The sequence below is a fragment of the Bradyrhizobium sp. B097 genome, from assembly GCF_038957035.1.
Taxonomy (GTDB): Bacteria; Pseudomonadota; Alphaproteobacteria; order Rhizobiales; family Xanthobacteraceae; genus Bradyrhizobium.
This window is the reverse complement of sequence record NZ_CP152412.1, coordinates 5,417,123-5,441,426: the sequence shown is the minus strand read 5'-3', so window position 1 is coordinate 5,441,426 and position 24,304 is coordinate 5,417,123. Positions and strand designations below refer to the sequence as shown.

The 24,304-nt window shown below is 64.5% G+C and carries 21 protein-coding genes; 10 read left to right on the top strand and 11 right to left on the bottom strand.

Features of this window, described 5'->3' with window-relative positions:
* The first annotated feature begins 123 nt into the window (after window positions 1-123).
* The gene (locus AAFG07_RS25735; protein ID WP_342722632.1) at window positions 124-1,701 is read left to right on the top strand and encodes a 4-hydroxyphenylacetate 3-hydroxylase N-terminal domain-containing protein; all 1,578 of its coding nucleotides are present in this window, start codon (window positions 124-126) and stop codon (window positions 1,699-1,701) included.
* Window positions 1,702-1,810: 109 nt separating this feature from the next.
* Complete coding sequence (catC, locus tag AAFG07_RS25730) at window positions 1,811-2,101, top strand: muconolactone Delta-isomerase (RefSeq protein WP_342722631.1); 291 nt, start codon at window positions 1,811-1,813, stop codon at window positions 2,099-2,101.
* A 2-nt stretch (window positions 2,102-2,103) separates the two neighbouring features.
* Here catC and AAFG07_RS25725 read toward each other — a convergent pair whose 3' ends face one another.
* The 4 genes from AAFG07_RS25725 to AAFG07_RS25710 all read right to left on the bottom strand — a co-directional run bounded on the left by AAFG07_RS25725 (window position 2,104) and on the right by AAFG07_RS25710 (window position 6,000).
* Window positions 2,104-2,688, bottom strand: a complete 585-nt coding sequence (locus AAFG07_RS25725; RefSeq protein ID WP_342722630.1) for a TIGR02281 family clan AA aspartic protease — start codon at window positions 2,686-2,688, stop codon at window positions 2,104-2,106.
* 25 nt (window positions 2,689-2,713) lie between these two features.
* A complete protein-coding gene (locus tag AAFG07_RS25720; protein ID WP_342722629.1) occupies window positions 2,714-2,917 on the bottom strand; it encodes a DUF1289 domain-containing protein in 204 nt (67 codons plus the stop codon).
* 148 nt (window positions 2,918-3,065) lie between these two features.
* Window positions 3,066-4,670, bottom strand: coding sequence for an ATP-binding protein (locus AAFG07_RS25715; RefSeq protein WP_342722628.1), 1,605 nt, complete (start codon window positions 4,668-4,670; stop codon window positions 3,066-3,068).
* Window positions 4,671-5,127: 457 nt separating this feature from the next.
* The gene (locus AAFG07_RS25710; protein WP_342722627.1) at window positions 5,128-6,000 is read right to left on the bottom strand and encodes an NAD(P)-dependent oxidoreductase; all 873 of its coding nucleotides are present in this window, start codon (window positions 5,998-6,000) and stop codon (window positions 5,128-5,130) included.
* A gap of 202 nt (window positions 6,001-6,202) precedes the next feature.
* On the opposite strand from AAFG07_RS25710, the gene AAFG07_RS25705 reads away from it, so the two are divergent.
* The 6 genes from AAFG07_RS25705 to AAFG07_RS25680 all read left to right on the top strand — a co-directional run bounded on the left by AAFG07_RS25705 (window position 6,203) and on the right by AAFG07_RS25680 (window position 11,438).
* Window positions 6,203-6,640, top strand: coding sequence for a VOC family protein (locus AAFG07_RS25705; protein WP_021082301.1), 438 nt, complete (start codon window positions 6,203-6,205; stop codon window positions 6,638-6,640).
* 56 nt (window positions 6,641-6,696) lie between these two features.
* Complete coding sequence (locus AAFG07_RS25700; protein ID WP_342722626.1) at window positions 6,697-7,827, top strand: P-loop NTPase; 1,131 nt, start codon at window positions 6,697-6,699, stop codon at window positions 7,825-7,827.
* A 153-nt stretch (window positions 7,828-7,980) separates the two neighbouring features.
* Window positions 7,981-8,274, top strand: a complete 294-nt coding sequence (locus tag AAFG07_RS25695; RefSeq protein WP_342722625.1) for a hypothetical protein — start codon at window positions 7,981-7,983, stop codon at window positions 8,272-8,274.
* A 326-nt stretch (window positions 8,275-8,600) separates the two neighbouring features.
* On the top strand, window positions 8,601-9,689 hold the full coding sequence (locus tag AAFG07_RS25690; protein WP_097672506.1) for a TRAP transporter substrate-binding protein: 1,089 nt from the start codon (window positions 8,601-8,603) through the stop codon (window positions 9,687-9,689).
* A 246-nt stretch (window positions 9,690-9,935) separates the two neighbouring features.
* Entirely contained in the window at window positions 9,936-11,024 is a 1,089-nt protein-coding gene (locus AAFG07_RS25685) for a TRAP transporter substrate-binding protein (RefSeq protein ID WP_092125553.1), read from the top strand.
* A gap of 141 nt (window positions 11,025-11,165) precedes the next feature.
* Window positions 11,166-11,438: a hypothetical protein gene (locus tag AAFG07_RS25680; protein WP_194455003.1), complete on the top strand. Its 273-nt coding sequence runs from the start codon at window positions 11,166-11,168 to the stop codon at window positions 11,436-11,438.
* Window positions 11,439-11,489: 51 nt separating this feature from the next.
* Here AAFG07_RS25680 and AAFG07_RS25675 read toward each other — a convergent pair whose 3' ends face one another.
* The 4 genes from AAFG07_RS25675 to AAFG07_RS25660 form a co-directional block, all read right to left on the bottom strand.
* Window positions 11,490-11,822: a hypothetical protein gene (locus tag AAFG07_RS25675; protein ID WP_342722624.1), complete on the bottom strand. Its 333-nt coding sequence runs from the start codon at window positions 11,820-11,822 to the stop codon at window positions 11,490-11,492.
* 302 nt (window positions 11,823-12,124) lie between these two features.
* Complete coding sequence (locus AAFG07_RS25670; RefSeq protein WP_342722623.1) at window positions 12,125-13,720, bottom strand: efflux transporter outer membrane subunit; 1,596 nt, start codon at window positions 13,718-13,720, stop codon at window positions 12,125-12,127.
* Entirely contained in the window at window positions 13,720-16,977 is a 3,258-nt protein-coding gene (locus tag AAFG07_RS25665) for a CusA/CzcA family heavy metal efflux RND transporter (protein WP_342722622.1), read from the bottom strand. The genes AAFG07_RS25670 and AAFG07_RS25665 overlap by 1 nt, the downstream gene beginning before the upstream one ends.
* A gap of 56 nt (window positions 16,978-17,033) precedes the next feature.
* The gene (locus AAFG07_RS25660) at window positions 17,034-18,299 is read right to left on the bottom strand and encodes an efflux RND transporter periplasmic adaptor subunit (protein WP_342722621.1); all 1,266 of its coding nucleotides are present in this window, start codon (window positions 18,297-18,299) and stop codon (window positions 17,034-17,036) included.
* 325 nt (window positions 18,300-18,624) lie between these two features.
* Between AAFG07_RS25660 and AAFG07_RS25655 the strand changes: the two genes are divergently transcribed.
* Both AAFG07_RS25655 and AAFG07_RS25650 read left to right on the top strand, forming a co-directional pair.
* The gene (locus AAFG07_RS25655) at window positions 18,625-19,299 is read left to right on the top strand and encodes a response regulator transcription factor (protein WP_092125557.1); all 675 of its coding nucleotides are present in this window, start codon (window positions 18,625-18,627) and stop codon (window positions 19,297-19,299) included.
* A gap of 2 nt (window positions 19,300-19,301) precedes the next feature.
* Window positions 19,302-20,636 carry a HAMP domain-containing sensor histidine kinase gene (locus tag AAFG07_RS25650; RefSeq protein ID WP_342722620.1) on the top strand — a complete coding sequence of 445 codons (1,335 nt, stop codon included), beginning with the start codon at window positions 19,302-19,304 and terminating at the stop codon, window positions 20,634-20,636.
* 43 nt (window positions 20,637-20,679) lie between these two features.
* Here the strand turns inward: AAFG07_RS25650 and AAFG07_RS25645 are convergent, their stop codons facing one another.
* The 3 genes from AAFG07_RS25645 to AAFG07_RS25635 form a co-directional block, all read right to left on the bottom strand.
* The gene (locus AAFG07_RS25645; protein WP_342722619.1) at window positions 20,680-21,969 is read right to left on the bottom strand and encodes a M20/M25/M40 family metallo-hydrolase; all 1,290 of its coding nucleotides are present in this window, start codon (window positions 21,967-21,969) and stop codon (window positions 20,680-20,682) included.
* A 122-nt stretch (window positions 21,970-22,091) separates the two neighbouring features.
* Window positions 22,092-23,696, bottom strand: a complete 1,605-nt coding sequence (locus tag AAFG07_RS25640; RefSeq protein WP_342722618.1) for a TRAP transporter large permease subunit — start codon at window positions 23,694-23,696, stop codon at window positions 22,092-22,094.
* Window positions 23,693-24,232, bottom strand: a complete 540-nt coding sequence (locus AAFG07_RS25635; RefSeq protein WP_092127299.1) for a TRAP transporter small permease subunit — start codon at window positions 24,230-24,232, stop codon at window positions 23,693-23,695. The genes AAFG07_RS25640 and AAFG07_RS25635 overlap by 4 nt, the downstream gene beginning before the upstream one ends.
* Window positions 24,233-24,304 lie beyond the last annotated feature (72 nt).

Below are 24,304 nucleotides of genomic sequence, written 5' to 3'. Positions count from 1 at the left end.
CGCCCGCGCAGGCTGGGCGCGTAGCTTTTCCTCCGATGTCACGCCGACCAAGAGCGTGACGGGATGGTCCGGGCCGGTGTGGCAACGCCCGCCGGTCCAACGACACAAGCGGAGGAGAAACCCATGACTACAGCAGCTGCCCTGCGGGCCGATGTGCCTGCGTCAACCACCAGCGTCTATACCGGTGCGGAATTCCTGGACAGCATCCAGGACGGCCGGGAGATCTACATCTACGGCGAGCGTGTCAAGAACGTTACCCAGCATCCGGCCTTCCGCAATTCGGCGCGGATGGTGGCGCGCTGGTACGACCGCTTCCACGAAAAGAAGGGTCAGATCGGCGTCCTGACCGACACCGGCTCCGGACAGCTGACCCATCCGTTCTTCCTGGGCTCGCGCACGGCCGACGATCTGATCAAGGGCCGCGATGCGATCGCCGAATTGCAGAAGGTTGCGTACGGCTGGATGGGCCGCTCGCCGGACTACAAGGCGGCGTTCCTTGGGACCTTGGGCGCGAATTCGGGCTTCTATGGCGAGTACGCAGGCAATGCGAAGAGGTGGTATGCCCGGACCCAGGAGCGGCTCGATTTCTGGAATCACGCCATCGTCAATCCGCCGATCGATCGCGACCGCGCGATCGAGGACGTGCGTGACGTCTTCATGCATGTCGAGAAGGAGACCGACGCCGGCCTGATCGTCTCGGGCGCGAAAGTGGTTGCGACCGGTTCGGCGCTGACTCACTACAATTTCATCGCCCACTACGGCATCCCGATCAAGGACAAGTCGTTCGCGCTGATCTTCACGGCGCCGATGGACGCCAAGGGCGTCAAGCTGATCGCCCGCTCGTCCTACGAGTTCACGGCGGCTGCGACCGGCTCGCCGTTCGACTATCCGCTGTCCAGCCGCTTCGACGAGAACGACTCGATCCTCGTGTTCGACAAGGTGCTGGTGCCCTGGGAGAACGTCTTCATCTATGGCGACGTCGACAAGATCAACCAGTTCTTCCCGGCGTCGGGCTTCATCCCGCGCTTCACGCTGCATGGCGTGACGCGGCTTGCCGTCAAGCTCGACTTCATTGCCGGCCTGTTCTCGATGGCGGTGGAGGCGACCGGATCCAAGGATTTCCGCGGCGTGCAGACGGCGGTGGGCGAGGTGATCGCGTGGCGCAATCTGTTCCACGGCATTTCGGATGCGATGGTGAAATCGCCGATCGCCTGGCAGGGGACCGAGGGCTACAATCTGCCCAACCTGAATTACGGGCTGGCCTATCGCGTGTTCGCACCGATGGCCTATCCGCGGATCAAGGAGCTGATCGAACGCCATGTTGCGAGCGGCCTGATCTACCTGCCGTCGAGCTCGGCCGACCTCGAGAGCGAGGCAATCAGGCCCTATCTCGACCGCTTCGTGCGCGGCTCCAACGGCTATGCCGCGATCGACCGGATCAAGCTGCTCAAGCTGCTCTGGGACGCGGTCGGCTCCGAGTTCGGCGGACGGCACGAGCTCTACGAGCGCAACTACGCGGGCAATTACGAGAACCTTCGCGTCGAGACGCTGATGGCCGCGAGCGCGACCGGCGACCTCGGCGCCATGCAGGATTTCGTGCGCAACTGCATGAGCGATTACGACGTCTCCGGTTGGACGGCGAAGGATCTGATCAATCCGGATGACATCAACCTGGTCAGCCGCGGTCTGGTGCAAGGCTGACGACAGGGCTGACGATCTGGTAGAGAGATCAATGGAGCCGCCGCAACGCACGGCGGCTCCATTCCGTTTTCACGCTGCTGCTTCATCCTCGCAGAGAGAGTTCACCATCATGCTGTTTCACGTCGAAATGGACGTGCGGATCCCGCACGATCTCCCGGCCGAGAAGGTCGATGCGCTGAAGCAGGCCGAGCGTGCCCGCGCCATGGAGCTGCAACGCACCGGCGCCTGGCGCCATCTGTGGCGGGTGGCCGGACGCTACGCCAATGTCAGCATCTTCGACGTATCCGGCGCGCAGCAACTGCACGACATCCTGTCCAGCCTGCCGCTGTTTCCGTTCATGGAGATCCAGGTCACGCCGCTGTGCCGGCATCCGTCGTCGATCCACGACGACGACCGCTAGGGCTAGTCGACAACTGTGCGCGGGCGGCGGTGACGGGCCGAGGTGCTGATGCTGCCGGTGACGTCGGGGTATCCGGTGAGGCTCAGCGTGTCGGAGCGGACACTCCAGCTTTCGAGCCGGTCGAGGAAGCTCATGCCGAGCAGGTTGGTCTTCATCTGCCCGCGTTGCACCACCAGCGCCGGCACCGATTTCTCGACCAGCTTGCCGACCGCGAGACGATCGAGCGTCAGCCGCGCCGCCTTGGTGTGACCGCCGGCGGTCTCCAGGTCGACATTGTATTCGAGCATGTCGGTCGGCAGCCCGATCGCCTTGGCGGTTTCCCAGGTCAGCACGACCGAGGTCGCGCCGGTGTCGATCACCATCGGTGCGCTGATGCCGTTGATCTTGGCGCGGAACGCGAACTCGCCGCCCTGACCGCGCGCAATCTGCACCGCGGGGGCAGGGGCGGATGCCGGCGCGGCGATGCTGCGGCCGAAGATCTGGGTCAGATTCTGTCTGGCGCGCGCGATCTGGTCGGGATCGCCGTACGTGACAACGGCGCCCGCGGTTGCCATCAAGAGCACGATGACAAGGAGGATGCGGGTCACGGTACGGCTCCGGTCGCTCCGGTGGTCACGCGCGCTTGGGACGCGGCTCCATGCGTTCGAGCCCGGCCTCGGCCATCCGCGCCGGCAAATTCGCCATGGCCGACAGCCGCTCCGCGCGGTCCATCTTGTGCCAGCGTGCGATCTCCGGAAGCGTGCGACCACAGCCGAAGCAGAGCTTCGTCCTGGGGTCGATCATGCAGACTGCGATACACGGCGTTTCTGAGCTCATTGTTCGACTGTTGAACCGTTTCGGCCGCCGGTGCAAGTCGGTCGAATCGGGATGCGCCATCACGCCCGGGCTTTTTGTCGCGAGCATGGTCCCGGCGCGAACGCCTCGGATTCATTGGCAGCGAAAACCGCGTCACCCGCGACATGCTCTACAATCCGGTGCCGGCACTCATGATGGACTTGCGGCGCACACGTTTCCGGTCGGCGCCCATCGAGGGCTCGGCGGGCTCCGGCTGCATCGGCGGCGCTTCTTCCGTCATCGGCGCCAGCGCGCTCATCACCCGCTCCGGCGGCAAGGTCACGATCACCTCGGTGCCGATGCGCAGCTTCGATTTCAGCGTGAAGGTGCCGCCATGCATGTCGATCAGGCTCTTGGCGATCGGCAGTCCAAGGCCCGCACCCTGTTCCGCCGACTTGATCGAGTTGGATCCCTGGCCGAACGAGGCCAGCACGACCGGGATCTCGTCCTCGGCGATGCCGCTTCCGGTGTCCTTCACGCTCAGATATTGCCCGCCCGACGCGGTCCAGCCGACCTTCAGCCAGATCTCGCCGCCCTGCGGGGTGAACTTGATCGAGTTGGAGAGCAGGTTGAGCACGACCTGGCGGATGGCGCGCTCGTCGCCCCAGATCCGGGGCATGCCATGCTCGAACACCTCGTGGATGGTGATACCGCGGCTGGAGGCGCGCAGCTTCAGCAGATGGTGGCAGTCGGCGACGACATGCACCAGCGCCACGGCCTCTTCGTTCAGCTCGTAACGGCCGGCCTCGATGCGCGACAGATCGAGGATCTCGTTGATGAGATTGAGCAGGTGCACGCCGGAGTTATGGATGTCGGCGGAATATTCCTTGTAGACCGGCACCGCGTGCGCACCAAAGATCTCGCTCTTCATCACCTCGGAGAAGCCGAGGATGGCGTTGAGCGGGGTGCGCAGCTCGTGGCTCATCTGGGCCAGGAAGCGCGACTTGGCGACATTGGCGGATTCGGCGCGGTGCCGCGCCTCGTCGGAGATCGCCTTGGCCTGTTCCAGTTCGCCGATCAGCGCGTCCTTTTCGGCGCGGGCTTCCAGCGTCGCCAGCGTGGTCGAATGCAGGCGGTGGGCGAGCAGCGCGAAATAGCCCTCGGCGGCAAGCGCGAGCAGCGCCAGCACGTAATTGTCGAACGCGCCGTTGAGCACGAGGTCGAGCGCGATCCCGACCGTCACCGGAACGGTCGCCGCGAGTGCTGCGATCGGCAGGCTCGCCGCCAGCATGCTGGAGACCGCGATCACCAGCAGCATCAGGAACATCATCAGCGTGTTGGAGGAGAGATCGCGCCCGGCGGGGTGGATCAGGATCGCGGTCCAGCACAGGCCGTACAGCAGGTCGAGCAGCACGAAGCGGGTCCGCCATTTGCGGGTCACCGCGACGGAGGTCGGCTCGGCGAGGAAGCGGGCGCAACTGCGGATGATCGCGAGATGGACAGCGAGGATGCCGACCGTCCAGGCGCCGGCCACGATCGGCTTCATCCAGAGGCCAAACAGGACGCCGGTCGCCACCACGAGGAGCATCACGACGTAGGACGCCGAGATCCGGGTCTGGGCGTATTGCCGGAGCAGTTCGGCGTCGAACGCCGGGCGGGTTCCACTGGTTGACGTTAACCGATCCCGCGCCTCGCGCACCCGCTGTGCTGCGACGCGCCGGCTGTTGACCGGCACCGTCACCTGAGGTCCTGCCGGAAGTTGCACAACTTCAGGCTTTTCTGCGGGATTACTCATCAACAACACAAATCCTGCGCGCGAACCGCGCGCGCCTTTTGCATTGTCTATCTGTGACGCTAATTCATTAAGCGTTACCTTAAAGAGCTAAAGAAAGGCGTTAACCGGAGGTTAAATTAACCTTTGTGCAGGCGCCGCGCCGTTGGTCCGAGGAGAGCCACGGCTTTCGAGGACTGCAACGAAAGGCGGCATGTTTCGGCATACATCTATTGTGTGACAGCCTGCGAACCCCAGACGCTAGCCACGTCCACATGATTTCGGAATAATGGAAATGTGCCCCTGATTTGCCCGACATGTCAAGTTGACAAATCGACTGCCGGCGGCCGGTCAGCTCCTTTGCATGGGGTTGTTTTCGATATTTTGGCAGCGCGCACCTTCAAAGGGGAATTCTCCTTCGCCAGACGACGCTGCATGGCCGGTGACCCGCCGACGCGGGTCACCGTGCCAATGCGATGAGCTAGCGCTGCAGCCGGGCCAGCAGGCTCGACGTATCCCAGCGCTTGCCGCCCATCTTCTCGACCTCGGCATAGAACTGGTCGACCAGCGCGGTGGCGGGGAGGGTGGCGCCGTTGCGGCGGGCTTCCGCCAGCGCAATCGAGAGGTCCTTGCGCATCCACTCGACCGCGAAGCCGAAATCGTACTTGCCCTCGTTCATGGTCTTGTAGCGGTTTTCCATCTGCCAGGACTGCGCTGCGCCCTTGGAGATGGTTTCGATCACGGCGGCGACGTCGAGGCCACTCTTCTTGGCGAAGTGGATGCCCTCGGACAGGCCCTGCACGAGGCCTGCGATGCAGATCTGGTTGACCATCTTGGTCAGCTGGCCGGCGCCTGCCGGTCCGAGCAATTTGCACATCCGCGCATAGGCGCCGGTGATGATCGGCTCGGCGCCGGCATAGGCGTCTTCGCTGCCGCCGCACATCACCGTCAGCACGCCGTTCTCGGCGCCGGCCTGGCCGCCGGACACCGGCGCGTCGACGAACTTGAAGCCGGCCTTGGTGGCGGCGGCATCGAGCTCGCGGGCGACCTCGGCGGAGGCGGTGGTGTGATCGACGAAGGTCGCGCCCTTCTTCATGCCGGCAAAGGCGCCGTCGGGGCCGATCGTGACCGCGCGCAGGTCGTTGTCGTTGCCGACGCAGCACATCACGAAATCCTGGCCTTCGGCCGCGGTCTTCGGGGTCGGCGCGGTCTTGCCGCCGAACTTGTCGGCCCATTCCTTCGCCTTCGCCGCGGTCCGGTTGTAAACGGTGACCTCATGGCCGCCCTTTTTCACGAGATGTCCCGCCATCGGGAAACCCATTACGCCGAGACCGAGGAAAGCGACTTTAGCCATGTCTGTTACCTTGTAATTTGCCGTGGTGATCGCCCCTTGGGACCGCCGGAAAACGTCGCGGCGGGCAGGGCATTCCGTCCATGGAAGGAGCCGCACCATACCCCCTGCGCAGCGGAGGGCAACGGCTTCGTTGGATGGCAGACCCCGGTTTTGTGCTAGGATCGGCCCACCAAAGAACCTCACAAAAAAGGGAGTGTCTCGCATGGGCATGAGCGTCGGTGTGCTCGATCATTTCAATATCCGGACCCGGAATCTCGCCGCCACGGTGCGGTTCTATGAGGACGTTCTGGGCCTGGAAAAGGGTGCGCGGCCGAACTTCGCGTTCCCCGGTGCGTGGATGTACAGCGAGGGCAAGGCGGTCGTGCATCTGGTCGATATTTCCGCGACCGACGAGGCGCAGAAGCCTGACTCGGGCGTTGTCCATCACGTCGCCTTTGCCAGCCAGGGTTTTGACGGGATGCGGAAGCGGCTGCAGTCCAAGGGCATGGAGTTCGACTCGCGCCAGGTTCCCGGCGGCGATCTCTGGCAGATCTTCGTCAACGACCCCAACGGGGTCATGATCGAACTGAATTACGAGGCCGCCAAGGAGGGTGGCGCCGCAGCGCCGGCCGAGCGGCGGGACGACGTCGGAGCGAGGTAGCCTTTTGCGCTGCAACGCTCTATGGGAGGTCTCTTGAACTTTCCAGGAGATGCGCGGTGAGCGTGACGCAGCAACAGGTTCTCGATTGTCTTGCCAAGGTGATGTCGCCGCGCGGCACGGCCTTGACCAACGCCAATGTGCTGTCGGCGATCACGGTCACCGACGGCAAGGTGTTCTTCTCGATCAATGTCGATGCCGCGGAAGCCCGCGCCTGGGAGAGCGTGCGTGCGCAGGCCGAGAATGCCGTGCGTGCCATTCCCGGCGTCAGCGTCGCGATGATCGCGCTGACCGCGGAGCGCAAGGCCGGCGGTGCGGCGCCCGCGCCGCGACCGGCCGGCGGTGTCCCGCCTGCATCCGCGCACCGACATCCACACCCGCCTGGTGCGCAATCGCCGATGGCGCGCCAGGCCGAGATCCCCGGCATCTCCGCCGTCATCGCAGTTGCCTCCGGCAAGGGCGGGGTCGGCAAGTCGACCACGGCGCTCAACCTTGCGCTCGGTCTGCGCGACATCGGCCTGCGCGTCGGGCTGCTTGACGCCGACATCTACGGCCCATCGGTGCCGCGGCTGACCGGCATCCGCGAGAAGCCGAAGCTCAACGACGACAAGAAGATGATCCCGCTGCAGCGCTTCGGCCTGTCGATCATGTCGATCGGCTTCCTGGTCGAAGAAGACACCGCGATGATCTGGCGCGGGCCGATGGTGATGTCGGCGATCACCCAGATGCTGCGCGACGTCGTCTGGGGCACGCTCGATGTGCTGGTCGTCGACATGCCGCCCGGCACCGGCGACGCCCAGCTCACGCTGGCGCAGAACGTCCCGCTCAAGGGCGCCGTCATCATCTCGACGCCGCAGGACCTCTCGCTGATCGACGCGCGGCGGGGACTGGCGATGTTCAAGAAGGTCAATGTGCCGGTGCTCGGCATTGTCGAGAACATGAGCTATTTCCAGTGCCCGCATTGCGGCACGCGCTCGGACATCTTTGGCCATGGCGGCGCCCGCCACGAGGCCGAGAAGCTCGGGGTGCCGTTCCTCGGTGAGATCCCGCTGCATATCGCCATCCGCGCCGCCTCCGATTCCGGCAACCCGGTGGTCGAGAGCGAACCGGACGGCCCGCACGCGGCGATCTACCGCGCGATCGGCAGCAAGGTCCGTGAGCAGCTGCAAGGCGTCATCGCCGCCGCCTGAGCCCGCGCTGGTGTCCCGGTCAGCCGGTGCGCCTCAAAGGCCGGGATCCCCGCGGCCTTTCTTCACAGGCCTGTCGCCCTTGGATGATTGCTGAATCGCGTCCGGCCTGTATGTTTGTCCAGCACTGGCCGAATCGTACCGCCGTGCCGTCAATTGAAGGCGGGCACGGGTATCCGTAATGCGGGGAGGGGCCGTGAGGCGACCAGCGACATGGCAGCATCACGCGAAGCAAACAAACAACGCCGTAAGCATCTGACGCGGGAGAAGCGCGAAGAGGCCTCCCGGGCGGCGTTCAACCTTGCGAAGAAATCCGACTCGATCGGCGAGGCCGCGATCGCGATCGCCAAGACCTTTGGCGTCAGCAAGACGACCGCGCAAAGCTGGATCCGGCGTGGGCGGCATTTGGCCGATAAAGCCAAGAAGGCGCGAGAGGCGACGCGGCGCTGATTGCCTCGGGAGCCCGGTGGTTGAGCGCCGGCCGGGCGGCCCGCACGCGGCGATTTACCGCGTGACGGGGACATGGTCCGCGAGCCGCGGCAAGCCGTCGTCGCCCCAGCCTGAGCCCGCGTTTTCCCGCAAATTTCCCGCGCCATCAGACTTTCGTTTAATTGGCGCGGTCATGCCATTGTCGCGTTTCCGTGAGGCCGTCATCCGTGTTAAAGGGCCGACCCAGAGCGCCTCGGCGGGGCGTTTGCAAGTGTTCTGCTTGCAAGCCTCCTGCCGGAGAACTGCTAGCGATCACCGGGAAACGCCCCTCAAGGAGAAGCCTTACGATGAAGCGTCGTGATTTTTTGAAAGTGTCTGCGGCCGGTGCTGCCGCGACGGCGGTTGCCGCGCCGGCGATTGCGCAGTCCTCGCCTGAAATCAAATGGCGCCTGACCTCGAGCTTCCCGAAGTCGCTGGACACCATCTATGGCGGTGCCGACCAGGTGGCGAAGTATGTCGCCGAAATGACCGACAACAAGTTCCAGATCCAGGTGTTCGCGGCGGGTGAGATCGTCCCCGGCCTGCAGGCGCTGGACGCGACCTCCAACGGCACGGTCGAGATGTGCCACACCGTGTCCTACTACTATGTCGGCAAGGACCCGACCTTTGCGATCTACGCGTCGGTGCCGTTCGGCCTGAATGCCCGCATGCAGAACTCCTGGTGGTACCAGGGCGGCGGCGAGGCGCTCGGCAACGAGTTCTTCAAGAAGTTCGGCGTGATCGGCTTCCCCTGCGGCAACACCGGCACCCAGATGGGCGGCTGGTTCCGCAAGGAGATCAAGACGGTCGCCGATCTCTCGGGCCTCAAATTCCGCATCGGCGGCATTGCCGGCCAGGTGCTGCAGAAGGTCGGCGTGGTGCCGCAGCAGCTCGCCGGCGGCGACATCTATCCGGCGCTGGAAAAGGGCACCATCGACGCAGCCGAGTGGGTCGGTCCCTATGACGACGAGAAGCTCGGCTTCCAGAAGGTCGCCAAGTACTACTACTATCCGGGCTTCTGGGAAGGCGGCCCGACCGTGCACGCCTACTGCAACCTCGAAAAGTGGAACGCGCTGCCGAAGAACTACCAGGCGATCCTGACCAACGCGACCGCCAACGCCAACACCTGGATGGCTGCGCGCTACGACATGCAGAACCCCTCGGCGCTGAAGCGGCTGGTTGCCGGCGGCACGCAGCTGCGTCCGTTCACCAACGAAGTGCTCGAGGCCTGCCTTAAGGCGACCAACGAACTGTGGGGCGAAATCTCGGCCAAGAATGCCGATTTCAAGAAGTCGATCGACGCCATGCAGGCGTACCGTTCCGACCAGTATCTGTGGTGGCAGGTCGCCGAATACACCTTCGACAGCTTCATGATCCGCTCGCGCACCCGCGGCTAACAGCGCTTCGAGCGTTCGCGAGAAGAGAACGCGCCCAAAGCTTCGACTTAAGTAGCCCGGCCCCCGCAAGGAGGCCGGGTTTTTTGCGTCTGGCGTTCGCCGAGGGGATGTTCCATGCTCGCGTCCGAAGCCTCAGCACGAAGGCGGCGCCTGATCGGTCACCGGTCATGGCGGCAAAGAAACGCAGCGCGACGATCGCAAGCAGTCGACGCTCGGACAAACACAATCATACAGGGTGGGAAGCAAATGAAGCGCAGAGATTTCATCAAGGTCACGGGGCTCGGCGTCGCAGGCGCGGCAACGGTCGCAGCTCCCGCGATCGCGCAGTCGATGCCGGAGCTCAAATGGCGCCTGACGACGAGCTGGCCGAAGTCGCTCGACACGCTGCACGGCGGCGCCGAGCTGATGGCCAAGGCGGTGGGGGAAGCCACCGACAACAAGTTCCAGATCCAGACCTTTGCCGCCGGCGAGATCGTGCCCGGCCTGCAGGTGCTCGACGCCGTGCAGAACGGCACGGTCGAGATGGGGCATACCGCGCCCTATTACTATTTCGGCAAGGACCCGACCTTCACCTTCGGCTCCTCGGTGCCGTTCGGCCCTAACATGCGGCTCAATCAGGCCTGGTTCATGCTGGGCGGCGGCAAGGAGCTGCTCAACGAGTTCTACAAGAGCTACAACGTCACCTCGCTGCTCGCCGGCAACACCGGCTGCCAGATGGGTGGTTGGTTCCGCAAGGAGATCAACAGCGTCGACGATCTCAAGGGCCTCAAATTCCGCATCGGCGGCTTTGCCGGACGGGTGATGCAGAAGCTCGGCGCGGTGCCGCAGCAGCTCGCCGGCGGCGACATCTATCCGGCGCTGGAAAAAGGCACCATCGATGCGGCCGAGTGGGTCGGTCCCTACGATGACGAGAAGCTCGGCTTCTACAAGGTCGCGCCGAACTACTATTTCCCCGGCTGGTGGGAAGGCGGCCCGATGCTGGTGGCGATGATCAACCTCGACAAGTGGAACGCACTGCCGAAGCACTATCAGTTCGTGCTCGAGCAGGCCGGTCATCTCGCCAACAACTGGATGATGGCGCGCTACGACCAGGCCAACCCGCTTGCACTGAAGAAGTTGCTCGCGGCCGGCACCAAGCTGCGCCCGTTCCCGTCTGCTGTGATGGAAGCGTCCTTCAAGGCCGCCAAGGAGCTGCATGCCGAGGTTTCGGCGACCAATGCCAATTTCAAGAAGGTCTATGACTCGCTGACGACGTTCTCCAACAACGGCTATCAGTGGTTCCAGGTCGCCGAAGTCGGCTACGACAATTTCATGGCACGCCACTCTCAGGCCTGACGCCACTGACCTTCAGCGCAAGCAACAATCCCGGGGCAAAGCTCCGGGATTTTCGTCTGGAGCTGGAAGAGGGCCGCCAAATGAATACTTTTCGGCACGATTCGTGCTAGCATTGCTCAGGAGTGTGAATCAGGACGCCATATGCGTTTCCTCGGTCTTATCCTGCGGACGCTGTTTCTGACCCTTGTGGTGGTCATCACTGCTCGCGTCGCAAGCCCGCAAAACGAAACCATCTGGTCGGCCTACGAGACGCCATCGGATTTGTTTCGCATCATCCTGGGCGCCGCGGTCTGCCTCTTCGTCGCCGTCCAGATCTTCAGGTATTCCAGAGATCCCGCTGATATGCGCAGGTGGGTCGTAATCGGCGGCGCCGCGGTGCCGTTGGCGCTGGTATGCGCGGTCGTCATCTGGTAGGCGCCGTCGGTGATCGCGGCGGCCCAGCAATCATCGTGCAAGCCCCGTCGATCAAAATGGAAACGGCAATGAGCGCACGGGAACGCGACTCTCGAAGCTCAATCCGGTGGCCGGTCCGGTGCGGTAATGGCCGTTATAGTGCCCTCCATTTGGGCAGTAGTTCGGATCCTGACGCTCCTGATCGTCGATTGTCCGGCGATAGCTTCGCTGCTGATAGCGCGTCTGCCAGCAATGGCAGTTCTGGTCACAAGCGAGCCGGACCCGAACGATGCTTGCCGGGCCTCGCGACGACGGCGGCGTCACCTGAACAGGCGCCGCGCAGGATACCGACGCCATCATGGCAGCAGCCGCAGCGATGAGAAGCAGACGCGTTGTGTTTTTCATGTGGGTCTCATCGAGCCGATCAGCGTGAATTCCGGAAGCCAACTCAATTGCGGGAGCGTGCCGCTATTTCCTTGGCGATCGCTTTGGCGGCGATGCTGGAGGCGTTGATACGGCACCTTGCGTCGTGCGAACCACCGGGTTCTTCTGCTCGGAGGGACCGCCGAGATTGCTTGGCTTTTTCGGACCGCGGACCGCGCTTTGCGCGGCCGCGGATCCCGCAGAGATCGCAAGGAGAATTGCCGCCAGGGGGAGCATGTTCTTCATTCGTCGGTTCCTCCAGTCAGTGGTCTCGTAGGTGCTTGTCAGCGGGCGGGCGGCCCGTTTTCGCTGACGCGCTGCGGGGCGCTGGCGGGTAAATCCTCCAGGGCACATTTGCGCCAGTCGTCGGATGCACAATTGGTCGGCCAGCCGCCACCGAGCGCCATGAAAAGGGCGGCGCTGTCCGAGAGGCGCGTCGCCTGGGCCTGCACGCGGACCACTGCCGCCGTCAGATAGACCTGCTGGGCATTGAGCACGACCACCTGATTGACCTGCCCGAGCGCAAGCTGCTTCTGAATGATGTCGAGGCTGGCCTTGGCGGCGAGCTCGGCCCTGACGGCAGCCTGCAAGGCGCGCGCGTCGGCCTGCAGGCTGCGCAAGGCGTCGGCGACGTTCTGCATCGCGGTGACGACAGCCTGGCGATAGAGCGCATCCGCCTGGTCCACCGCGGCCTCCGCGGCCTTCTGCTTGTGGTAGAGCGTCAGGCCGTCGAACAGCGGCTGGGTCGCGCTCGCCGCGATGACGTAGAAGCTGGTCCCCGGCGTAAACAATTCGGCCAGGCTGAAGCCGGCGGCGCCGGCGTTGCCGGTGATCGTGATGTTGGGCAGCCGCGCCGCGATCGACACACCGAGCTGGGCGTTGGCCGAGTGCAGCAGCGCTTCCGCGGCTCTGACGTCCGGACGCTGGGCAATCATCTTGCTCGGCAGGCTCACCGGCAGGTGTGCGGGAAGCGCCAGGCGGTCGAGCGTGAACGTCTGCAGGATTTCGTCGGCCGAGAATTGCCCGGCCAGCGACGTCAGCAGGTCGCGCTGAACCGCGAGCTGCTTTTCGAGCGGCGGCAGCAGTTGCTCGGACTGGGCCAGCGCGGCCTCCTGCGCCAGCACGTCGACCTGGGCGGCGCCGCCGGCGTTGAACTGGTTCTTCACGATCTCCAGAATGCCGCGTTCGATCTTCACGACGCGCTGGATCGCGGCAATCTGGCCGCGCAGCGATGCTTCCTGGATCGCCGCGGTGACGACGTTGGCGGTCAGGGTGAGGTAGGCCGCTTCCAGCTGGAACAGTTGCTGCTCGGAGATCGCGTCGAGACTTTCGACCGCGCGAACATTCTGGCCCCAGATGTCCGGCACGAAGCTGACGTTCAATTGCGCGGTATGAAGCGAAAATACCGAAGGCGACTGGCCGCCCGGGCCCGAACCCGATGCGCCGGAAATCTGCTGCTGGGCAGGCGTGTAATTTGCGCCGAGTTGCGGGAAGAACAGCCCGCGCTGCGCCAGCGCGTTGTATTGCGCGATCCTGATCGACGCCTCGGCCGCCTGCAGGGACGGGTTGTGCTCGACCGACATCTTGATCAACTCGTGGAGCGGCTTTGAGCGAAATGCCGTCCACCACCGCAGCGATACGTCCTCACCGCTGACGAAGTGCTGCTTGGGCACGCTGGGGCCCCCGGCACTCGAGCTCGGGGAGGCCAGCTTCTCCGGCGTGTAGCGATCGACGTCGGGGGCGGCCGGCGGCACGAAATTCGGGCCGACGGCGCAGCTTGCCAGCAACAGCCCGGCGGCGCCGGCGCCGAGCGCCGGACGCAGGGCGCGCCCTCCGCACCGCGCGAGCGCGGCAACGATCCTTGCGACGATCTCGGACATCAGGCGCCCCCTTCATGCGCCGCTTCGGGCGGTGCCGTGGCAGCCGCCTGGTCGGGAGAGGCGACAGGCTCGCGCGACAGGAAGATCTTGCGCAGCGCAGGCGCCACGATCAGCAGCAGCAGCGGGCCGATGAACATGCCGCCGACCACCACGGTCGCGAGCGGCCGCTGCACCTGGCTGCCGATGCCGTGCGACAGCGCGGCGGGGAATAGGCCGACGCCCGCGGACAGCGCGGTCATCAGCATCGGCCGCATACGCTGCTCGGCGCCGTTGAACACCGCCTCCGCGATGCTCATGCCTGAGGCCCGCAATTCGCGGAAATAGGTGATGTTGAGGATGCCGTCCATGACCGCGACGCCGAACAACGAGATGAAGCCGATCGCGGCCGAGATCGAGAAATCGAGCCCGGCGAGGTACAGCGCGATCAGGCCGCCGCCGACCGCGAAGGGTATGCCGGCCAGCGCCAGCAGGCTGTCGCGCAGCGAGTTGAACAGGCTGTAGAGCAGCACGAAGATCAGCAGCAGCGTCACCGGCACCACGATCATCAGGCGCGCCTTGGCGGCTTCGAGATTGTCGAATTCGCCGGACCAGATCATTCGGTAACCGGTCGGAAGCTGCACCGCCTCGGCGACGCGCGTCTGCGCTTCCGCCACCGTGCTGCCGAGATCGCGGCCGCGCACGCTGAACTTGATCGGGATGTAGCGTTGGCTGCGCTCGCGGTAGATGAACGACGCGCCGGTATCGAGCGAGATGTCGGCAAGCTCGCTCAAAGGGATGTAGGCGTTGGTGCCGGACGGCGTCTGGTAGGCCACCTTGATCTCGCGCACCTCGTCGATGCTCTGGCGGAATTTCGGATCGAGCCGCACCACCACGCCGAACTGGCGGTCGCCCTCCAGCACCGTCGTCGCGCTGGTGCCGCCGAGCGCGGCCTGGACCACGGTCGTCACGTCGCCGGTATTGAGACCGTAGCGCGCGGTCTTCTCGCGGTTCACCTTGATGTTGAGGTTGGGCTGCCCGACCAGATGGAAGATGCCGAGATCGGCGACGCCGCGGATCTTGGCCATCTCCTGCGCGACCTTGGTCGCGAGCTGTTCGAGCACGGCGAGGTTGGGGCCGATGATCTTGACCGAGTTCGCGCCCTTGACGCCCGACAGCGCCTCCTCGACGTTGTCCTGGATGTATTGCGAGAAGTTGAAGGTGACGCCGGGCAGTTCCTCGTCGAACTCCCGCTGCAGTTCCTCGGTCAGCTTCTCCTTGGTCAGGCCGGGCGGCCACTGGTCGAACGGCTTGATCGGCGCGAACAGCTCGACATTCGAGAATGGAGAGGCGTCGCTGCCATTGTCGGGGCGGCCATGCTGTGACACCACCGTGATGATCTCGGGGTGACGCAACAGGATCTCGCGCATCTTGCGGGTCGGCTCGGTGCCGGCGTCGAGCGACATGGTCGGGGGCATCGAGGCGCGGATCCAGAAATTGCCTTCCTCGAGCGCGGGCAGGAATTCGCTGCCGAGCTGGCTTGCGGCAAGGCCGCTCAGTACGAGGAAAATGATGCCGGCCGCGACCGCGACCCGCAGATGCGTCAGCGACCAGCGCAGCACCGGCGTGTAGGCCTTGCGCAGCGAGCGCACGATGATGGTTTCGGTTTCCTCGATATGCCGCGGCAGCAGCAGCGATGCCAGCACCGGCGTCACCGTGAATGTCGCGAGCAGCGCGCCGGCGAGCGCGTAGCCGTAGGTTCGCGCCATCGGCCCGAAGATCTGGCCTTCGACGCCCTGCATGGTGAACAGCGGCACGAACGCGGTGACCGTGATGGCCGCGGTGAAGAACACCGCCTTGTCGACCTGCAATGCGCTGACGAAGATCATGCGCAGCCGCTCGGTCCAGCCCGGCGCGGGCTGGCCGTTTCGCGTCGTGGGATCGCCACCCCAGTATCCCTCGGCGAGGTTTTTCAGCACCCGCAGCCGGTTCTCCGGGCTGGACTGGAAGTTGCGGAAGATGTTCTCCATCATGATGACGGCGGAATCGACGATGATCCCGAAGTCGACGGCGCCGAGCGACAGCAGATTGGCATCCTCGCCCTGCAGCACCAGGATGATGATCGCGAAGAACAGCGCGAACGGGATGTTGGCGCTGACGATCAGCGCGCTTCTGAGGTCGCCGAGGAAGACCCACTGGATCACGAACACCAGCAGGCAGCCGAACATCAAATTGTGCAGCACGGTGTGGGTCGTGACGCTGACCAGCGAGGTGCGGTCGTAGTAGGGGACTACCTTGACGCCGGCAGGCAGGGTGCCGTCCCTGTTGATCTTGGCGACTTCCTCCTCGACCTTCGGCACGATGTCGTTGGTGTGCTGGGTGCGTCCCATCACGACGATCGCCGCGGCGACGTCGTCGTTCCTGTCCTTGCCGGCGATGCCGAGCCGCGGCACATAGCCGACCGAGACCTTGGCGACGTCCTTGATCTGGATCGGCAGTCCGCTGGATTGGGTCAGGACGACGTTCTCGATGTCCCGGACCCTGTAGCCCTTGGTGATATCGTCATCGCCGCCTGAGTTGATCAGGCCGATGCCGCGGATGTTGACGGATTGCTGGCCGATCGCGATCTCGCGGCCGCCGACATTGATGTTCGCGTTGCCGAGCGCGCTGATCAGCTGCGGTACGGTGATGTTGTAGGCTTCGAGCTTGGCGAGATCGGCGTCGACGTTGAATTGCTTGGTGGTGCCGCCCCAGGCATTGATCTGCACCACGCCTGGAAGCGTCATCAGCCGGCGGGCGACGACGTAATCCTGCAAGGTCCTGAGATTGGTCAGGCCGAAATTCGGCGGACCGACGAGCTGGTAGCGATAGATCTCGCCGACCAGGCTGGACTGCTGGATTTGCGGGATCTGATTGCCGGGAAGCTGGACGTTCTGCGTGAGATTGTTGGTGGCCTGCGAGAGCGCGAAATAATAGTCGACGCCGTATTTGAAGGTGACCCGCACGAACGACAGGCCGTAGAACGAGGTCGAGCGGATGTTGACCACGCCCGGCGTCGAGTACAGCCCGACCTCCATCGGGATCGTATAGTACTTCTCCATCTCCTCGGCGGAGAGGCCGGCGGCCTGCGCCGTGATCTCGAGGATGACAGGCGCCGGGTTCGGATAGGCCTCGATGTTCAGCTTGGTGAACGCGGCGAATCCGGCGGCGCAGAACACGGCGAGGCCGAGCACGATGACGGCGCTTCGGGTCAGACCGAATTGAAGGAGGCTCTTGATCAAGGTGCTGCACTTACTCTTGAGCGGACGAGGGCGCGGTCAGCGTTGCGGCTGGCGCGCTAGCCGGTGGCCGCGTTGGCGAACTTGTTGCTGAGGAAGATCGCGCCGGTGGAAGCGACCTTCTCGCCGGCTGCGAGGCCGTTGAGGATCTGCCGCCAGCCGTCCTGCTCCATCCCGATCGTTACCGTGCGGCGGTCGAACTTGCGGCCGTCGGTCGTGACCCACACCGTCATCGTGCCGTCGCCCTCGCGCACGATGGCGTCGAGCGGAACGCTCACCGACAGCTTTGGCGGCTCGGTTTCGATGGTGAAGCTCGCCAGCATGCCGGCGCGCAGCTTGTGCTGGGGATCATCGATCACCGAACGCACCAGCTGGCGGTGCGAGTTCGGATCGATGTTGAGGCCGAGCGTCGTCACGCGGCCGCGAAACACCTCGTTCGGATAGGCCGGCACCCGTACCTCGACCGGTTGGCCGATCCGGTAGGCGGGGGCATCGGTCTCGATCACATTGGCGACCATCCACATCGTCGAGATGTCGGCCAGCGAATAGGGCGCCGGCGCATTGCCGGGCTGCACAAAGAGTCCCGGCGCGGCATTGCGCGCAATGATCCGGCCGGAGATCGGGCTCGGCACCACCAGAATGGAATCGACCTTGCGGTCGGCGACGATGCGGTCGATCTCCGCGTCGGTCTTGCCGAAGATGCGCACCGCGTCGCGCCCGGCCTTGTAGTTGCCCTCGGCGGTCTGCTGATCCGACGTCGCCTGGTCGACGTCCTTTTGAGCGCCGCCGCCGGTCTTCAGCAGCTGCCTGACCCGCGCCAGCGTCCTGGTCTGCAGCTCGAGCACGCCGGCCGCGGCGAGCAGCGACGACTCGGCTTGCAGCAGATCGGGGCTGTCGATCGTGAACAGCCTGTCGCCCTTCGCAACCTCGTCACCAACATTGAGGGGCGTGTCGACGATCCGGCCGGGATTTGAGGTAAACGCCTGCACCAGCATGTTCTGATTGAAGTCGATCGAGCCGACCGCGTTCTTCAGGGTCCGGAACGAACGCTGCTCCGCGGCCATGGTCTTCAGGGAGGCCGCCTGCTTGTCGCTCAGCGCGACGTATTGCTGCTCGACGTTGACGTCCTGCGGCGCGGTCTCCTGCGCGGCCCTGGCGCTCACGACACCGTCGGCGCGCGTCGTGAGCCACGCGCCGACGAGAAGTGCCGCCAGCACCGGCATCGCCGCAAAGCCCATATACTTCATTCGAAATGACATCGCCCGCCGCCAATACTGCATGAAAGTCTCGCGCGAGAGACGAGGTCCTGCCGCATGGTGGGCCATCGTCGATCTCCCGGTGAGAGCGGATGAACGATTATCAGGGCTAGCTGACGCCAGCCTTACATTTGCCCTTTTCAAGAGCGCGCCGCGGTGCGCGAATTTGATTGCGGTGGAGGCCGGTTTATCTATTTTGCGTGGGAATACGAGCCGCGGCGCATAGCCAAAACATCGTGCGGTTAGCGACAATCCCGGCGTTGTGCTTAAATGCGTTTCGTTTGCACGTCGGGATTGCTCAACGCGCGATCTGTTGCGGAATTGTCGCTTGGCTGGCGCATCGCAACAAGGTGTGCAATCGGAAGACCGATCGAATGAAAACAGGACTGCTGCGATGCGCCTTCTGATCGTCGAGGACAATCTCGAGCTCTCGCGGCTGCTCGCGAGCGGGCTGGTGGCGGCGGGATATGAGTCCGATATCGTCAACAGTGTTGCCGAGGCGCGTGATGCGCTGCGCAGCGTCACCTATGCTGCCATGATCCTCGATCTCGGTCTGCCTGACGGTGATGGCCTGTCGGTGCTGTCGGAGCTGCGCCGCAAGACCGACCCGCTGCCGGTTTTGGTGCTGACTGCGCGCAACGGCCTGCAGGATCGGGTCAACGGCCTGCGCAGCGGCGCGGACGATTATCTGGCGAAGCCGTTCGCGCTGGAAGAGCTGGTGGCGCGGCTCGAAGCCATCCTGCGCCGGCCCGGCCAGCTGCTCGGCTCGTCGCTGAAGCTCGCCAATCTGGTCTATGACACCGAGAGCAAGCAGGTGTTCGTCGACGGTGCTCCGCACGTTTTCTCAGCGCGTGAAACGTCGGTGCTCGAGATCCTGCTGCGGCGGCAGGGGCGGGTGGTGCCGAAGAAGAACGTCGAGGACCACATCTTCGGTCTGTCGGGCGAGGTCGCCTCGAATGCGGTCGAGGTCTACGTGTCGCGGCTGCGCAAGCTGCTCACCGAGCACCGCGCCAAGGTCATCATCCACACCATTCGCGGCGTCGGCTATCTGATGGCGGAGGAGAAATAGGGGTGTTCCGCTTCACGTCGCTGACCTCGCGGATCGTGTTCCTGCACATCGTGGCGGTCGCGGTCGCCGCGATCTTCCTGCCGCTGCTGCTGCTGTGGTTGCTGAACTCGGAGATCAACCAGCTGCATCGCGAAGCGATGCGCGATCAGGCCGACGATCTCGGCCAGAACCTGGTGGTCGATTCCGCCGGCAAGGTACAGCTCAACCTGCCGGACAGCCTGAGGGGGCTCTATTCCGACGCCTATGGCCGCTATCGCTACGACATCTACGATGCGGACGACAATCTGCTGTTTTCGTCGCATCGCGGAGCGCCGCGACTGCCGGCCTTGGCCGACCGGATTTCCGGCGCCAGCGCCACCAAGCTCGTCGGCGGCCAGACGCTGCGCATCCAGGTCGCCGAGGACCTGTCGCATCGCGACGTCATCATCGATGACATCGTTTCCAACTTCTTCCGGCGGGTCGGCTGGATCACCATCCCGATCCTCCTGATTCTGCTGGCGACCGACATCCTGATCTTCCGCCGCGCCGTGATTCCGCTGCTGCGGGCTTCGGAGGAGGCCAGGAGCATCGGACCAGCCAGGACCGACATCCGTCTGCCGACGGAGGGGATTCCCAGCGAGATCCTGCCGCTGGTGACCGCCGTCAACCAGGCCTTCGACCGTCTGGAGGACGGATTTCACGTGCAGCGCCAATTCACCGCCGATGCTGCGCACCAGCTGCGCACCCCGCTCGCGATCCTGAGGACCCGGATCGAGACGCTGGATGTAGCCAGGGGGACCAAGGAGCTGCATGCCGACATCGAGAGCATGAGCCGTATCGTCAGCCAGCTGCTCGAGATTGCCGAGCTCGATACGCTGGTGCTGGACCCCGGCGAAACCGCGGATCTGCGCGCCGTGTGCGCCGAGGTGGTCGGCTCGATCGCGCCCTATGCGCTGGCGCAGCAGAAAGACATCGCGCTGCGCGGCACCGACGGTCCGGTGCGGGTCAAGGGCAATGCCGAGATGCTGCAGCGCGCCATCTTCAATCTGGCGGAGAACGCCATCAAGTACACCGCCGACGCGACCTCGGTCGATGTCGAGGTGCACGAGGACGGTTCGGTGCAGGTGCGCGACTGCGGGCCAGGGATTGCGCCAGCCGAGCAGGGCCTGGTGTTCCAGCGCTTCTGGCGCGGCGATCGTCAGCGCCAGCGCACGGACGGGGCGGGGCTCGGGCTCTCGATCGTCCGCGGCGTCGTCGACGATCACGACGCGACGATCAAGGTCGAGAACCTGCCGTCCGGCGGTGCCCAGTTTACGCTGAGCTTCCGCCTCGCCAGGACAGAGCCGGCGACCGCCTGAGCGGCTCTGCCTGCGGCACCTGTCGTGCCGCGGGCGGGCCGGCTTACTTCAGCTTGCCGTCGGACAGGTCCATGATCATGCGCGTGGTCAAATACAGGCGCGGCACGATGCTGTTGATCTGCACGTACTCGGCATCGTTGGAGTGTGCGCCGAAGCCCGAGAGGCCCATGCCTTCAACCACGGCTCCCTTGGTCTTGAGGGCGGCAAACGCAGCGTCGGTGCCGCCGCCCGTGGCCCGCTCGGCCACGTTCAGCGGCATGCCGAGGTCCTGATAGATCGTCTTGCCGTGGCCGGCCACGCGGCGCGAGGCGTCGTTGGCTTCGAGCGGCGGGCGGCGTACCTCGAACTTCACGTCCACCTTGGAATCGGACAGCAGGCGGTTCTTGATCTTGTCCTGCAGCGCCGTCTCGAGTTCGTCGAAGTCGGACACCTTGAGCGCGCGCGCATCGGCCTGGGCCGTGGCTTCCGCGGGGATCACGTTGCGGTTGGTGCCGGACTTGGAAACGGTCCAGTTCAGCTTCAGGCCCTGCTCGGGCTTCGACAGGTCCTTCATCTGCAGCACCTGGTGCGACAGCTCATAGAGCGCATTCACGCCGCCTTCGGGCCTCGCGCCCGCATGCGACGACTTGCCGTGCACCGTGAGATAGGCCGAGCCGATGCCGCTGGTGGCGAGGCGGAGCGTGCCGCTGGCGTCGCTGCCTTCGAACGAGAACACCGCATCCTGCTCCGCGGCGACGCGGGTGATGGTGCTGCGCCAGCCGGGCGAAGAGATCTCCTCGTCGCCATTGATTAGCACCGTGAGCGTGCCGTAATCCTTGAAGTTCAGCTTCTGCAGCAGCGCCACGCTGTGGATGATGGTGGCGATGCCCTGCTTGTCGTCGGCGATGCCGAGGCCGTAAGCCTTGTCGCCATCGACGCGGAAGGGCTGATCCTTCAGCATGCCCTTGAGATACACCGTGTCCATATGCGCGATCAGCATGATTTTCGCGCTGCCGGTGCCCTTGAAGACGGCCTGCACGGCGGGACCGATCTTCTCCGGCGTGTCGTCCAGCCGGTAGATGTCGGTGGTCTGCAGGATGTCCACCGCGCCGCCGAGTTCTTTGAGCTGGCCGGCGATGCGCGCGGCGATCTGGTTGAGGCCTTCGATGTCCTTGCTGCCGGATTCGATCTGCACGAGGTCGCGCAGGGTATCGAGCAGCGGCTGCTGCTCCTGTTGCGCCAGTGCGGGAATGTCGGCCGCCGGCGCCGCATGCGCTGTGGCAGCGGCAAACGCCAGGCTGACGGAAGCGATGAGCGGGCGAACGAACGAGCGGGCGGGATGCGATTGGGGCATGGCGGCGGTCTGTGCGTTGGAGGGCGATCCGTACCCCCGCGTCTTCACAGGACTCGACGCCGCCGTCAACGGTTCCAGCGTGCCCCGCTTCCGCAAGGGCACGCTGAAGAAGCCGGGGCCGGTTACTGCTTCGGTTGCCCGAAATCGAGCGGCGGCAGCTCGATCTGCGGCACCTCTATCTTGACCTTGTTGAGGTCGACATCGAGCGGCTTGTCGAGCAGTCCGGTGACGACGACCGGGAATGCGATCACCAATGCCACCATGATCGCCTGCAACCCGATCCAGGGCATTGCGCCCCAATAGATGTCGGAGCTCTTCACTTCCTTCGGCGCCACGCCGCGCAGATAGAACAGCGCGAAGCCGAACGGCGGATGCAGGAACGAGGTCTGCATGTTGACGCAGAGCATCACGCCGAACCAGATCAGCGCGGCGTCGGGGCCGACCACCGGCGCCAGCACCTTCTGCGCGATCGGCGCGATCATCGGCAGGATGATGAAGGCGATCTCGAAGAAATCGAGGAAGAACGCCAGGAAGAAGATGAAGAGGTTGATGAAGATCAGGAAGCCCCAGACGCCGCCGGGCAGCGAGGTCAGAAGGTGCTCGAGCCAGACGCCGCCGGAGACGCCGAGGAACACCACCGAGAAGCAGGTCGAGCCGATCAGGATGAAGGTGACCATGCAGGTGATGCGCATGGTGGTCTCGTAGCCCTGCTTGATCAGGTCGCGCAGGTCCGGGATCTTGACGGCCTCGAGGCAGATCCAGACCACTGCGAGATAGGTGATCGCGAAGGCGAGCCTGAAGATCAGGTTCTCGCTGTAGAGCATCGCGATGATGGTGCCGATGCCGCCGGCGATCACGCCTGCGATCAGCACCTTGCGGCCGGTCGCGCTGAAATCCTTGTGGTGGATCGCGGCGAGCACGATGGCGCCGACCGCGCCCATGGCGCCGGCCTCCGTCGGGGTCGCAAGGCCCATCATCATGGTGCCGAGCACGACGAAGATCAGCACCGCGGAGGGGATGATACCGAGCAGGCACTTCTTCCACAGCGCCCAGCCGGTCAGCGTGCGGGCATCGATCGGCACCGCGGGCACATGGCTCGGCTTGAAGATGCCGAGCAGGAAGGTGTAGCCGGCGAACAGCAGGATCTGGAACACCGACGGGCCCCAGGCGCCGAGATACATGTCGCCGACCGATTTGCCGAGCTGGTCGGCGAGCACGATCAGGACGAGGGATGGAGGGACAAGTTGCGTGATGGTGCCGGAGGCGGCGAGCACGCCCGTGATGTAGCGGATGTTGTAGCCGTAGCGGATCATCACCGGCATCGAGATCAGCGCCATAGCGATCACCTGCGCCGCCACCGTGCCGGTGATGGCGCCGAGGATGAAGCCGACGATGATCACGGAATAGCCGAGGCCGCCGCGGATCGGGCCGAACAACTGGCCCATCGAATCCAGCATGTCCTCGGCGAGCCCGCATCTCTCCAATATCGCGCCCATGAAGGTGAAGAACGGGATCGCGAGCAGGAGCTCGTTGGACAGCACGCTGCCGAAGATGCGGCCCGGGATCGCCTGCAGGAAGTTGAGGTCGAAGAAGCCGAGATAGATCGAGAGGAACCCGAACGACAGGCCGACCGCGGCGAGCGTGAACGCCACCGGGTAGCCGATCAGCATTGCAATGATCAGGCCGCCGAACATCAGTGACGGCATCATCTCCAGCGTAATGGTCATTGCGTCGGCCTCTCGTACTTCGCGTCGATCGTCACATAGCCTTGCAGCGCGGCGATCCGCTTGATCACCTCGGAGACGCCCTGTAACGCAAGCATCACGAAGCCGGACGGGATAACGAATTTGATCGGCCAGCGCAGCAGCCCGCCGGCATTGCCGCTCATCTCGCCGACCGCGTAGGCCTGGTGGAAGAACGGCCAGGACAGATAGGCGAGCAGCAGACAGGAGGGGATCAGGAAGAACAGGGTGCCGATCAAGTCGAGCCAGAGCTGGCCGCGTTCGGACAGCATCAGATAGAGGATCTCGACGCGCACATGCTCGTTGCGCTTGAAGGTGTAGGAGGCGCCGAACATCACGAGGATCGCGAACATGTACCACTGCGCCTCGAGCCAGCCGTTCGAGGAGTAGCTGAACGCGTAGCGGATCATGGCATTGCCGGCGCTGACCAGGCAGGCGAGCAGGACGAGGAGGTTGCAGACGTATCCGATCTTCTCGTTCAGTCGGTCGATGGCCTGACTGAGTGCCAACAATGGGCGCATCACGATCTCCACGGCCGCGCGATCTGCGCGCCGAATATCTTTTCAAGCATCATCTGGCCGCCGCACGCACGC